General features: G+C 46.4%; 12 protein-coding genes and 1 pseudogene. 11 read left to right on the top strand and 2 right to left on the bottom strand.

Features of this window, described 5'->3' with window-relative positions:
• Both BXO87_RS03220 and BXO87_RS03225 read left to right on the top strand, forming a co-directional pair.
• Positions 1-96, top strand: a pseudogene (locus BXO87_RS03220) (preQ(1) synthase); the annotation flags it as partial.
• A gap of 349 nt (positions 97-445) precedes the next feature.
• On the top strand, positions 446-721 hold the full coding sequence (locus BXO87_RS03225) for a DUF3219 family protein (RefSeq protein WP_007409590.1): 276 nt from the start codon (positions 446-448) through the stop codon (positions 719-721).
• A 72-nt stretch (positions 722-793) separates the two neighbouring features.
• On the opposite strand, the gene BXO87_RS03230 is transcribed toward BXO87_RS03225, so the two are convergent.
• Positions 794-979: a YkvS family protein gene (locus BXO87_RS03230; RefSeq protein ID WP_003154669.1), complete on the bottom strand. Its 186-nt coding sequence runs from the start codon at positions 977-979 to the stop codon at positions 794-796.
• 163 nt (positions 980-1,142) lie between these two features.
• Here BXO87_RS03230 and BXO87_RS03235 point away from each other — a divergent pair, with 163 nt between their 5' ends.
• The 6 genes from BXO87_RS03235 (at position 1,143) to BXO87_RS03260 (ending at position 7,612) form a co-directional block, all read left to right on the top strand.
• Complete coding sequence (locus tag BXO87_RS03235; protein ID WP_007409591.1) at positions 1,143-1,337, top strand: hypothetical protein; 195 nt, start codon at positions 1,143-1,145, stop codon at positions 1,335-1,337.
• Between the two features lie 274 nt (positions 1,338-1,611).
• Positions 1,612-2,235, top strand: a complete 624-nt coding sequence (locus BXO87_RS03240; RefSeq protein WP_076851219.1) for a cell wall hydrolase — start codon at positions 1,612-1,614, stop codon at positions 2,233-2,235.
• Positions 2,236-2,350: 115 nt separating this feature from the next.
• A complete protein-coding gene (locus tag BXO87_RS03245) occupies positions 2,351-3,691 on the top strand; it encodes a polysaccharide biosynthesis protein (RefSeq protein WP_007409593.1) in 1,341 nt (446 codons plus the stop codon).
• A 62-nt stretch (positions 3,692-3,753) separates the two neighbouring features.
• A complete protein-coding gene (gene stoA / locus BXO87_RS03250) occupies positions 3,754-4,248 on the top strand; it encodes an endospore biogenesis thiol-disulfide oxidoreductase StoA (protein ID WP_007409594.1) in 495 nt (164 codons plus the stop codon).
• 242 nt (positions 4,249-4,490) lie between these two features.
• On the top strand, positions 4,491-6,404 hold the full coding sequence (locus BXO87_RS03255) for a heavy metal translocating P-type ATPase (RefSeq protein WP_076851220.1): 1,914 nt from the start codon (positions 4,491-4,493) through the stop codon (positions 6,402-6,404).
• Between the two features lie 113 nt (positions 6,405-6,517).
• Positions 6,518-7,612 carry a M24 family metallopeptidase gene (locus BXO87_RS03260; RefSeq protein ID WP_007409596.1) on the top strand — a complete coding sequence of 365 codons (1,095 nt, stop codon included), beginning with the start codon at positions 6,518-6,520 and terminating at the stop codon, positions 7,610-7,612.
• A gap of 57 nt (positions 7,613-7,669) precedes the next feature.
• Here the strand turns inward: BXO87_RS03260 and BXO87_RS21125 are convergent, their stop codons facing one another.
• On the bottom strand, positions 7,670-7,795 hold the full coding sequence (locus BXO87_RS21125; RefSeq protein ID WP_014721086.1) for a hypothetical protein: 126 nt from the start codon (positions 7,793-7,795) through the stop codon (positions 7,670-7,672).
• A 97-nt stretch (positions 7,796-7,892) separates the two neighbouring features.
• On the opposite strand from BXO87_RS21125, the gene BXO87_RS03265 reads away from it, so the two are divergent.
• The 3 genes from BXO87_RS03265 (at position 7,893) to ptsG (ending at position 12,102) form a co-directional block, all read left to right on the top strand.
• Positions 7,893-8,858: a LacI family DNA-binding transcriptional regulator gene (locus BXO87_RS03265; RefSeq protein WP_076851221.1), complete on the top strand. Its 966-nt coding sequence runs from the start codon at positions 7,893-7,895 to the stop codon at positions 8,856-8,858.
• Between the two features lie 50 nt (positions 8,859-8,908).
• Complete coding sequence (gene glcT / locus BXO87_RS03270) at positions 8,909-9,775, top strand: glucose PTS transporter transcription antiterminator GlcT (RefSeq protein ID WP_012117426.1); 867 nt, start codon at positions 8,909-8,911, stop codon at positions 9,773-9,775.
• 230 nt (positions 9,776-10,005) lie between these two features.
• Positions 10,006-12,102, top strand: a complete 2,097-nt coding sequence (ptsG, locus tag BXO87_RS03275; protein ID WP_032871339.1) for a glucose-specific PTS transporter subunit IIBC — start codon at positions 10,006-10,008, stop codon at positions 12,100-12,102.
• Positions 12,103-12,107: the final 5 nt, after the last annotated feature.

Consider the following 12,107-nt stretch of genomic DNA (forward strand, 5'->3'; position numbering starts at 1 on the left):
ACAAACTGCGGCAGACCGGGAACAAAATATGAAAAAATGTCCGAACATCGGATGATGAATTATGATATGTACCCGGAGACGATTGACAGCCGTTAATTTTCAGACGGAGTACGGTCTCGGAATATAACCTAAATACCCCCGCCTTTTAGGCGGGGGTATTTTTCGTCTGTGCCGCGCAGCCAAAAAGGTGCATGATATTTGCACAGAACTTCTATAAGGAAAAGAGAGATCATTTGGAGAAAAGAAAAAGACGAGTAAACCCGGGGGGAGTGTACTCGCCGCTTCAATACGTGACGGGTGCTGGATGGCAGCTCGTCTGTTTCATTATAAAATAGGGAACGTATGTTTGTAAAGGCCTGCGCTGTTTTTTCTCATTCGGAGCGGATCAATTGTAAAGGAATGGTCAGCATGATAGCATGTCCTGTAAAAAGAAGGAGTGTTCGTTATGGAGCCGTTAGAGTTAAACGGTGTAAGACTGAAAATGTATGATTGTAAAGAAAGTGCGGGTGAAAACGGCCGCATGATTTCATTTATATTGAAGGTGACCTCTGAAACGTATCATGATATTGCCGTTCTTTTGTATGAAAAAACATTTGATATCAAGGCGCCCGAGCGTGGGCTTGAATTCCGCGGTAAAATAACCAACTACTATACATCCGTCACTAATCTTTACAATAAAGATGAGACAGGTGATTTTTTTGTAGAAATGACCGAGATCTGAATTCATTTGAAAAAGCTGCCGGGCGGCAGCTTTTGTGCGGGATATGTAAATGGTTCGGATTGTTCGGGGGGTTTAATAGGAGTCTCTGATGATTTTATAATTCTTATGATTGACGACAGTGAGGGAATCTAATTCAAGGTCACGATAATTATCCATGATGGTTACATCAACGATGACGGAGTTTTCATTTACTTTTTCAACAATACCGGTTAATCCGTTTTTAAATTCAATGACGTTTCCAACCTTAGCAATTTTCACGAGCTTCCTCTCCTTTATCATAAATCCTGTTTGAAAATATTTTGCAGTATTTTCTTTAAGAAGTAAAGCGATATGGGTATCAGCCCGCTCAATCATTGTCCCGGCGGGGGAAAGATGGTATATTGATTTTCGGGAAAAAGCCGAGAAAAGGAGGCTGTGTTCGTTGCTGCCTGAGGAAATTTCAGAATGTATCAACCAAATGCGCACCGGTGAAATCAAAGAATTCAGGGTGCAGAAAGAACATTTTCTTGCATTTCGAGCAGTTTTATCGAAGCAGGAAGATTTTAAGCATTTCCGCGGTATTGCACAGCAGGGCGGAGATGTTGTTTTCCAGTATTTAGAACAGCCAAGAAGCTGACGGCTCCTCGCACTTGAGGAGTCTTTTTTTTGGTTTCAGTTTCTCATTTCATCTGGCTGTAACAGATGTAAACAAAATGTAAAATCCCTCCGATGGATACTTTTACTGCTATTTGGTTAATGTTGTGAAAATGACGGCTGTTTTCCTGCCAATAACAAGGCTGTTAACGAACTTCTTCCATCATAAAAGCTGATTGGGAGCACTGGAAAATCTTTAACCGTGAATTTGCGCACAGCTCTTGTTAAGGTAGTGAAGTATTTAAGGAGGAAATCGTATGACGACAAAATTTGCTGCCTTGGCTGTCTTTTTTCTATGTTTTATGCCTGCATCAAAAATTGAACATACAGAAGCTCTGTTTACTTTTGCGAAGAAGCCAAAGCAAGAACCCAGCACACTGGTTGCTGATTTAAATAAAAAAAGCTCGGTTCCGAAGCTTTCAAAAACGGATCATAAGCATTCTATCCAACCGATAAAGCTGTCATCTCACCAAGAGAAGAAAGCAGAACCGGAAGAGACGGCTTATCAGCCGCCGAAAAAAACGTATTCCCGCGCTGACAGACAACTTCTGTCACGGCTCGTTCACGCAGAAGCGAAGGGTGAGTCTTATAAAGGGAAGGTTGCCGTAGCCAGCGTAGTGCTGAACCGCACTGAAAAAAACGGCTTCCCGGATACCATTCGGGGTGTGATCTATCAAAGGAATGCATTTGAACCGGTAGCAAACGGAAGCATTAATCAAAAGCCGGATAAGGATTCCATCGCCGCCGCAAATGAGGCGCTTGACCATCCGGGCAGAGAAACGAACGCGTTGTTTTTCTACAATCCGAAAACGGCATCTGACCACTGGATCCGTTCCCGAAAAATTATCGAACGGATCGGCAGACACGTATTTGCGATGTAAGCATAGCGGGATCAAAAATATCCCGGCTATGCTTTTTTCAATTTTGAGAAATCGAAAATATTTTCAGAACTTGTCTCATATGATGATGGAAGAACGAGAGACAAGGAGAGACACCATGAATCGATTTGTGAAAGGGATCATTCTTTTATCCATCGCCGCCTTTTTCGCGGAATGTCTGGAATTTGTCGTGAATATGATACTGGCGCGGGAGCTTGGCGAGCATGGGATGGGACTTTACATGAGCATTCTGCCCACCATTTTTTTAATTATCGTCATCGCCAGTCTGGAGCTTCCGATCTCCATTTCAAAATTCATCGCGGAATCCAATCAGAAGCTGCATGAAAGCATGCTCCGGCATGCCTTCAGAATGACCGCCGTTTTTACCGCGTTTTCAACCGCGGCCGCAAGCATCGCGCTGCCGTTCATTCCTGTATTCGATACGTATCACCCGTTTATTAAAGGGATTGTCATCGGGCTGATTCCAGTCGTCGCTTTTACATCCATCGCCAGAGGTTATTTTATGGGTGTGCAGCAAATGGGAAAAATCGCGGTTGCGAATGTCATGAAAAAAATCATTCAAGTGCTTTGTCTGTTTATCTTTTTTCAATGGTACTCTTTTGAAATTGATATGGCCGTGCTCATTTCATTATTTGTGCTGGTCGCAAGCGATGTCGTGGTGTTCGTTTACTTGTATACGCAGTTTATTTTGGCGCGGAGGGCGCTTTCCGGCCATCAGCACATTCATCTGCGCGGCAAGGACGTGCGGAAACGCCTCCTGGCCGTATCCATCCCGACAACGGGACTTCGTATATTTCATGCGGTGACGAACGCCATTGAACCCTTTTTAGTGAAAGGAGCGCTGCTGGCGTCCGGGGCAGCCGGGACAGCCGCGATTGATCAATACGGCATGCTTGCCGGTGTTGCGATGACAATCGGTTCGTTTCCCGCATTTATCGCCCATTCGCTGATGGTCGTCATGATTCCCAGCATTTCAGAAGCGTATGCGCTGTCCCAATATGATATTGTGCTGAAACGGCTGAGACAAGCGATTTTTATTACATTCGGCTACGGCATTCCGGCAGTCTGGGTCATGTTTCAGTTCGCGGGCCCGCTGACCCATTTGTTTTTTCAGTCTCCGGAAGCGCAGTATTATTTGCAGCTTTTGTGGCCGTTTTTTCTTTTTCATCTGTTTGTGATGCCGCTTCAGGCCTGTCTGATCGGTATCGGCCACGTGAAAACGGCGTTTTATCATAACGTATGGAGCAGCATTGTAGGGCTTTCGATGATGTATGTGCTCGGTTCTATGCCGGAATTGCAAATGCTTGGCATTATACTCGGCATGAATACCGGCATGATTCTTCTGACAAGTTTACATTACGCGACGATCTGCAAAGACCTCGGTGTCTCCGTGTTTTTGACGGGCGGCGGAAGAACAGCGCCCCGGATCGAAAGCTGAAAAGGCTGATACATTTCAATAAGGAAGGGCAAGCTATCCGAAACGCGTGAAAGGAAGATCATATGCATAAAAACCGCCTAATTGTATGTGCAGTCCTTTTGATAGCTGCCGCCGTCTGGATGCCTGAAGCAAAAGCCTCATCAGAAAAACAGGCAGTTCCAGCCGTGTTTCTGATGAAGACGATTGAAGGAGACGAGATATCGATTCCGAATAAAGGGCAGAAAACGATTTTGCATTTTTGGACATCGTGGTGTCCGCCGTGCAAAAAAGAACTGCCTCAGTTCCAAACGTATTATGAACAGCATCAGTCCGATGATGTAAGCCTTGTAACGGTAAATTTGATGAATGCCGAGCGAAACAAAAATACCGTTCAAAACTTTGTCAGTCAGCACCATCTCACTTTCCCGATTGTTCTTGACACGAAAGGCGAGCTTATGAAGGAATACGATGTCATGACGATTCCCACGTCATTTCTGCTGAATGAAAAAGGAGAAATCGAAAAAAAGATCGTCGGTCCGATGACCGCCTCACAATTAAAAGAATGGTCAGAGAAATAAAAAGGTGCGGGAGGAATTCCTCCCGCACCTTTTTTGCATATAATGAACAGCTGAAGAAACACTAATGATAATTATTATCAAAAAGAAATTAAAACAATTATAATTGAAATCTTCCGCCGGCATGCTATAATAAAGAAAACACTGCGATAACACTGTGAAAATGCTGCCTGTCAGGCGGCTGTTTTGCTTTTATCGGGGAATTGAAGATGATTTGCGTTCTCAATTAGAGAGGAGAATTCATAATGAATGAACAAGTGATGACACAAACCCATTCACAACAGCACATACAAGAAGAGCGGGCCGGAAAAAAGTGGCTCCAGCATGCAGAACTCATTGCGGCGCTCGTATCCGGCGTCCTTATTCTTGCGGCCTGGTTTTTTACCGAAACAAAAGGCCTGTCCGTCACTTTGTATATCCTTGCCTTCCTGATCGGGGGATTTGCAAAAGCGAAAGAGGGAATTGAGGATACCATTGAGACGAAGGCGTTAAATGTGGAACTGCTGATGATTTTTGCGGCTGTCGGCTCCGCCCTGATCGGTTATTGGGCTGAAGGCGCTGTTCTTATCTTTATTTTTTCGTTAAGCGGCGCGCTCGAAACATATACGATGAATAAAAGCAGCCGTGATTTAACATCTTTAATGAAACTGGAACCGGAGGAAGCGACCCTGCTTGCGGACGGACGGGAAAAGCGGGTGCCGGCTGCTGAACTTAAGATCGGTGACATGATCGTCATTAAGCCGGGCGAACGCGTAGCAGCAGACGGGATCATTGAGTCTGGCGTGACGAGCCTCGATGAATCGGCGCTTACGGGTGAAGCGATGCCGGCGGAAAAAACAGCTGGAGATTCTGTGTTTACAGGAACGGTAAATGGAAACGGCTCCTTAACGGTTCGTGTGACGAAAACAAATGAACAGTCTTTATTCAGAAAAATCATCCGGCTGGTGGAATCAGCCCAAAACAGCGTGTCACCGGCTCAGGCATTTATTGAGCGGTTCGAAAGTGTCTATGTCAAAGGCGTGCTGTTAGCCGTGGCTTTGCTTTTATTCATTCCTCATTTCGCTTTAGGCTGGAGCTGGAGTGAAACCTTTTACAGGGCGATGGTGTTTATGGTGGTCGCCTCCCCGTGCGCGCTTGTCGCTTCTATTATGCCCGCTGCGCTTTCCCTTATCTCAAATGGTGCCCGCAACGGATTATTGGTTAAAGGAAGTGTGTTTTTAGAGCAGCTGGGAAGCGTACGGATGATCGCATTTGACAAAACCGGCACGGTCACAAAGGGACAGCCGGCAGTCGCGGCATTTCAAGCTGCGGAACATGTGAGTGAAGATGAGATCATGCAGGCGGTGTATGCGATGGAAAAGCAATCAAGCCACCCGCTTGCAAAAGCGATAGCTGAATTTGCCGAAAGCCGGGGCGCCGCGCCCGCAGGACATCTATCGATTGACGAGACGTCCGGATTCGGTGTTCAGGCTGAAATAGAAGGCGTCAAATGGATGGTCGGAAAAGCGGGGTTTGCAGGTGAAGATGCGGCAGATGCTTTTTTGCAAACATCGGGAAAAGAATTAAAGGATAAAGGTTTTACACTGGTCTTTGTTAAAAAAGATGACCGGATTGCGGGCTGCTTTGCCTTAAAGGATCAAATCCGACCTGAAGCCAAAGCCGTGTTGGCTGAGCTTGGATCACTGGGCATTAAAACAGCCATGCTCACCGGCGATCAGTCTGAAACTGCGGCTGCCATTGCCAAAGAGGCGGGCATGACGACGGTTGTTGCCGATTGTCTGCCGGACCAAAAGGCAAAAGAAGTGAAGAAGCTGAAAGAAACGTACGGCACAATCGCCATGGTGGGGGACGGCATTAATGACGCGCCCGCTCTGAAAACCGCTGACGTCGGTATTGCGATGGGCGGGGGAACGGACGTGGCCCTTGAAACGGCTGACTTAGTCCTTATGAAAAATGATCTTCACAAGCTTGTGAAAATGTGCAGACTCTCAAGGAAAATGAACCGGATTATTAAGCAGAATATTGTTTTCTCGCTCTCGGTCATCTGCCTTTTGATCTGCGCTAACTTTCTGCAGGTGATGGAACTGCCGTTTGGCGTGATCGGGCATGAGGGGAGCACGATTCTGGTCATTCTGAACGGACTGAGATTATTAAAATAAACATGACAGCCGCACATCGGGCGGCTGTTTTTTAAATGTTCGTTCACAGCATAAACGCCGGAAAACTGATAGAATGAATAAAGAGTCACTTTGGTAAGGAGGAAAAGCAAAAAATGAACAGATTAGAACGTGTTTCATCTTGGCTGAAAAAAGAAGGACATGATGCGGCGTTTATACATACAAAGGAAAACGTATTTTATTTAACTGATTTTTACACGGATCCGCATGAGCGGTTAATGGGGTTGTTCCTGTTTCAGGAACAGGAGCCGTTTTTCGTTTGTCCGGGAATGGAAGCCGGACAAGCCCGCAGCGCCGGGTGGGAGCATGATATTATCGGCTACGGCGATCACGAAGATCCGTGGGAGCTGATCAAAGCCGAGCTCACAAAACGAAATGTGCGGCTTGATTCCATCGCGGTTGAAAAGGATTCGATCTCTCTTTCCCGCTCAGAACAGCTCAAACAAGCTTCAGGGGGCGCGGCATTTGTTTCGGCAGAAGAAACGCTCAACCAATTCCGTCTCGTGAAAGATGAGAAGGAAATCAGCATTCTCAGGGAAGCGGCAAAACTTGCGGATTACGGAGTTGAAGTCGGTGTCGCGGCGCTCAAAGAGGGTGTGAGTGAAACCGAAGTACTCGCGCAGATTGAGTTTGAGCTGAAGAAAAAAGGCGTGCAGGGCATGTCATTTTCAACGATGGTGCTGTTCGGGGAAAAATCAGGACAGCCCCATGGAAATCCGGGTGCAGACCGGTTGAAAAAAGGCGATTTCGTTCTGTTTGATCTGGGCGTTATTCTTGACGGCTACTGTTCAGACATTACGAGAACATTCGCATACCAATCAATCAGCCCGAAACAGGAAGAGATTTACGAAACGGTGCTTAAAGCTGAACAGGCGGCGCTTCAATTAAGCAAACCAGGTGTCAGAATTGGCGATCTCGATTTAAAAGCCCGCGGCATTATTGAAAAAGCCGGATACGGAGACTATTTCCCGCACCGCCTCGGCCACGGACTCGGGATTTCGGTTCACGAATATCCATCAATGAGCAGCGCGAACGACACACTCCTCAAAGAAGGCATGGTGTACACGATAGAACCGGGGATTTACGTGCCGGATGTCGGCGGCGTGCGCATTGAAGACGATGTGTTCGTCACAAAAGACGGCGCCGAAGCATTAACGCAGTATCCGAAAGAATTAACGATTCTGAAATAGAAAGCTTTGTGATAAAAAAGGACGGTTCTGGAACGCAGCGTCCTTTTTTATCACCATTTAAATGAAAAAATCATCAAAATGCTGAAATGGTTTGATGTCATGCTTTTCATTCAGGGGCCGCATGGCAAGGTAACTGCCGCCGACTATGGCCAGACACAAACCGATTAAGCAAAGAATCCCCATCGCTGTTCTTCTCCTTTCAAACGAATAGGCTGTTTCTGTTTCTAGCTTACTGTATGAAACGCATTCCAGATCAAGGGAAAAAAGAAAGGGGGACGCCATGGCTACGATCAGAGACATTGCCGGCGCTGCCGGGGTTTCCGTTACAACGGTATCAAGAGTATTAAACGATCATCCTTATGTAAGTAAGGACAAAAGAGAAAGAGTGAAAAAAGCGATGCAATCGCTCGGATATTCGCGCAACATTCATGCTGTACATTTATCCAAAGGTTTTTCCGATATGATCGGCGTTGTGCTTCCGTCGGTGAATCTGCCGTATTTTGCAGACCTTGTTGCAGGTATTGCCGAGGCTGCCGAAGCGTCAGGCGTGCATCTTTCTTTATACCAGACAGATTATCAGCAGCAAAAAGAACGTTTTGCCTTATCACAATTACAGGAGCGCCAAGTGGACGGCCTGATTATCTGCTCCAAAGCAATTCCTGATGAACATCTGCTTACCGTGAAAGAACCGCTCATCCTCTGCCAGTACACTGATGCGGCAGGGCTTTCCTCCATCAGTAATCCGCATCGGGAAGCATTTCGGCACGGTCTGGATTATCTGATAGAAAAGGGACACCGGAAAATAGCGATCAGTCTGGCCAGAAAAAAGGGAAAAAACAGTCAAGTACGCATTGCCGCATACAAAGAGGCGCTCAAGAAGATCGGGCAGCCTTACAGGGAAGAGCTGGTTGTGGAAAAGGCGCTGACGCTGCTTGACGGGAAAGCCCTTTTTCATAGATGGAAGAGCTGGGATGACAAACCGACTGCGCTGTTTGCGGCGAATGATCAAGTATCCGCAGGTCTTTACCTTGAAGCCAAGGCAAATGGGACGCGCATCCCGGAAGAGCTTGCGATTTTGAGCATCGACAATCATGATATCAGCAAGATGTTAGGTATTTCCACAATAGATATACAAACAAAAGAAATGGGAAAGCAGGCTTTTCACATGCTTGAGAACAGGATCAGCGGCGGGCCTCCGGCAAGGAAAGTTCTTGATTACCGCCTTATTGAACGATCAACCGTCTAAAAAAAGAATTGACGCGCTTTCCGTTCGTTTTGTACGATATGAGGTATTGAATGACAAAGGAGCTGAGGATCATGAAGGGGTCCTTTACAGTTGAAAAGGTATTAAATAACAATGTGCTCATCGCAACACATGATAGATACAGTGAGGTCGTCTTAATCGGAAAAGGGATCGGCTTTGGAAAAAAACAAGCGGATGTCATTGAAGATAAAGGGTATGACAAGATGTTCATCTTAAAGGATGAAAAAGAACAAAAACAATTTAAAAAGCTCCTCGGTTATGTGGACGAGACACTTGTCGACATCTCCAATGACGTCATTTATCATATCAAGAAGCGGACAAGCCAACCGTTAAATGAGCATATCCATATTGCGCTGACTGACCATATCGCCTTTGCGGTAAAGCGGCTGCAGCAGGGTTTTGACATTAAAAACCCGTTTCTAATGGAAACCGAAACGCTTTATCCGGAAGAATTCCAAATTGCCCGTGAAGTCGTCGGCATGATTAATGAAAAGACGGGAATCTGTCTTCCGGAAGGAGAGATCGGCTTTATCGCTCTGCATATCCACTCCGCCCTGACGAATCGGCCCCTTTCAGAGGTCAATCAGCATTCACAGCTGATGTCCCGGCTCGTTCAGGTGATTGAGGAATCTTTCCAGATGAAAGTGAATAAAGAAAGCGTCCACTATTTGCGGCTGATCCGGCATATCAGATTTACCATAGACAGGATTAATCGGGAAGAGCAGACAAAAGAACCAGAAAAGTTAATGTTATTATTGAAAAATGAATACCCGCTATGCTACAATACTGCTTGGAAACTGATAAAAATCTTGCAGCAAATACTGAAAAAACCAGTTCATGAGGCGGAAGCGGTTTATCTCACGCTTCATTTGTACCGATTAACCAATAAAATTTCATAATTTCAGTTGAAACCTTAAAAACGTGTCACTGATTCGATCAGGCATGAGTGATTGAGGGTAAAAAACGGGAAGAACGGTCCCGTTATTTTGCACACCCTTTTTACTCATGCCTTTTTTGTTGTGTAAAAGGGCAAATGTAAACGGTTAAACTGAAGACTTGCGCCAGTGAATTCGTTGTCATGAATTTTCGCTGTAAGGTCACACTAGCTAACAGAGGAGGTACATCTTTTATGTTTAAAGCATTATTCGGCGTTCTCCAGAAAATCGGCCGTGCTCTTATGCTTCCGGTTGCGATTTTACCGGCTGCGGGGATCTTGCTTGCGTTAGGGAATGCCATGCAGAACAAAGATATGATTCAAGTCATGCACTTCTTAAGCAATGATAACGTTCAGCTTGTGGCGAATGTCATGGAAAGCGCCGGCCAAATCGTATTTGACAACCTGCCGCTTCTTTTTGCAGTAGGGGTTGCGATCGGTCTTGCCAACGGAGACGGTGTTGCCGGAATCGCGGCTATTATCGGATACTTGGTCATGAACGTATCCATGAGCGCCGTGCTTATGGCAAACGGCAGTATTCCGTCTGACAAAATTGAACGGGCAAAGTTTTTTGCGGAAAACCATCCGGCCTATATTAACATGCTGGGGATACCCACTTTGGCGACGGGCGTGTTCGGCGGTATTATCGTCGGGGTTCTGGCCGCGTTATTGTTCAACAAGTTTTATAAAATTGAACTTCCGCAGTACCTCGGATTCTTTGCGGGTAAGCGGTTCGTCCCGATTATCACATCAATTTCCGCATTAATTCTCGGTCTTATTATGTTAGTGATCTGGCCTCCGATCCAGCACGGTCTGAATTCCTTCTCCACGGGTCTTGTGGAAGCGAATCCAACCTTGGCGGCCTTTATTTTCGGGATGATTGAGCGGTCATTGATTCCGTTCGGTCTTCATCACATTTTCTACTCGCCGTTCTGGTATGAATTTTTCAGTTATAAAGATGCGGCCGGAGACATCATCCGCGGAGATCAGCGGATTTTCATGGCTCAGATCAAAGACGGCGTACAGCTGACGGCGGGAACATTTATGACGGGGAAATATCCGTTTATGATGTTCGGTCTTCCGGCGGCAGCGCTTGCAATCTATCATGAAGCGAAACCTGAAAAGAAAAAACTTGTAGCCGGAATCATGGGTTCTGCCGCTCTGACAAGTTTCTTAACGGGAATTACCGAGCCGCTTGAATTCTCATTCTTGTTTGTGGCTCCTATCCTGTTTGCGATTCACTGCGTATTCGCGGGGCTTTCCTTTATGGTTATGCAGCTGCTGCATGTAAAAATCGGTATGACCTTCTCAGGCGGTCTGATTGACTACTTCCTGTTCGGAATTCTGCCTAACCGGACGGCTTGGTGGCTTGTCATTCCGGTCGGCTTAGGATTAGCCGTCATTTACTACTTCGGTTTCCGGTTTGCGATCAGAAAGTTCAATCTGAAAACGCCGGGCCGTGAAGAAGAGGCTGCGGATGAAGGTGCGGGCGCCTCAGGCGAAGCCGGCGACCTTCCTTATGAAATCCTGCAGGCAATGGGTGATCAGGAAAACATTAAGCACCTTGACGCTTGTATCACGAGACTTCGCGTTACGGTCAACGACCAGAAGAAAGTGGATAAGGCCCGTCTGAAACAGCTTGGCGCCTCAGGCGTTCTTGAAGTCGGAAACAACATTCAGGCCATTTTCGGCCCGCGTTCTGACGGTTTAAAAACACAGATGCAGGATATTATCGCCGGACGCACGCCGCGCCCTGAACCGAAAGTATCCGCGCAAGAAGAAGTCAGCCAGCAGGTTGAAGAGGTTATCGCAGATCCGCTCCGAAACGAGCAGGGTGAAGAAGTGTTCGCTTCTCCGATCACCGGCGAAATCCATCCGATTACCGATGTGCCTGACCAGGTGTTCTCAGGAAAAATGATGGGTGACGGTTTTGCGATTCTTCCTGAAGAAGGAATCGTCGTATCGCCTGTCCGCGGAAAAGTGCTGAATGTTTTCCCGACAAAACATGCGATCGGCCTTCAGTCTGACGGCGGAAGAGAGATCCTGATTCATTTCGGAATCGACACAGTCAGTCTGAAAGGCGAAGGATTCACTTCTTTTGTTTCTGAGGGTGACCGGGTTGAACCGGGGCAAAAGCTGCTTGAAGTTGATCTTGAAGCGGTTAAACCTCATGTTCCTTCATTAATGACACCGATTGTCTTTACAAATCTTTCCGAGGGTGAAGCGATTTCCCTTTCGGCCGAAGGTACCGTAAAACGGGAACAAAAAGATATTGTGAAAATCGGAAAATAAGCATA

This window comes from Bacillus sp. GZB, from assembly GCF_001975995.1.
GTDB classification, from domain to species: domain Bacteria; phylum Bacillota; class Bacilli; order Bacillales; family Bacillaceae; genus Bacillus; species Bacillus velezensis.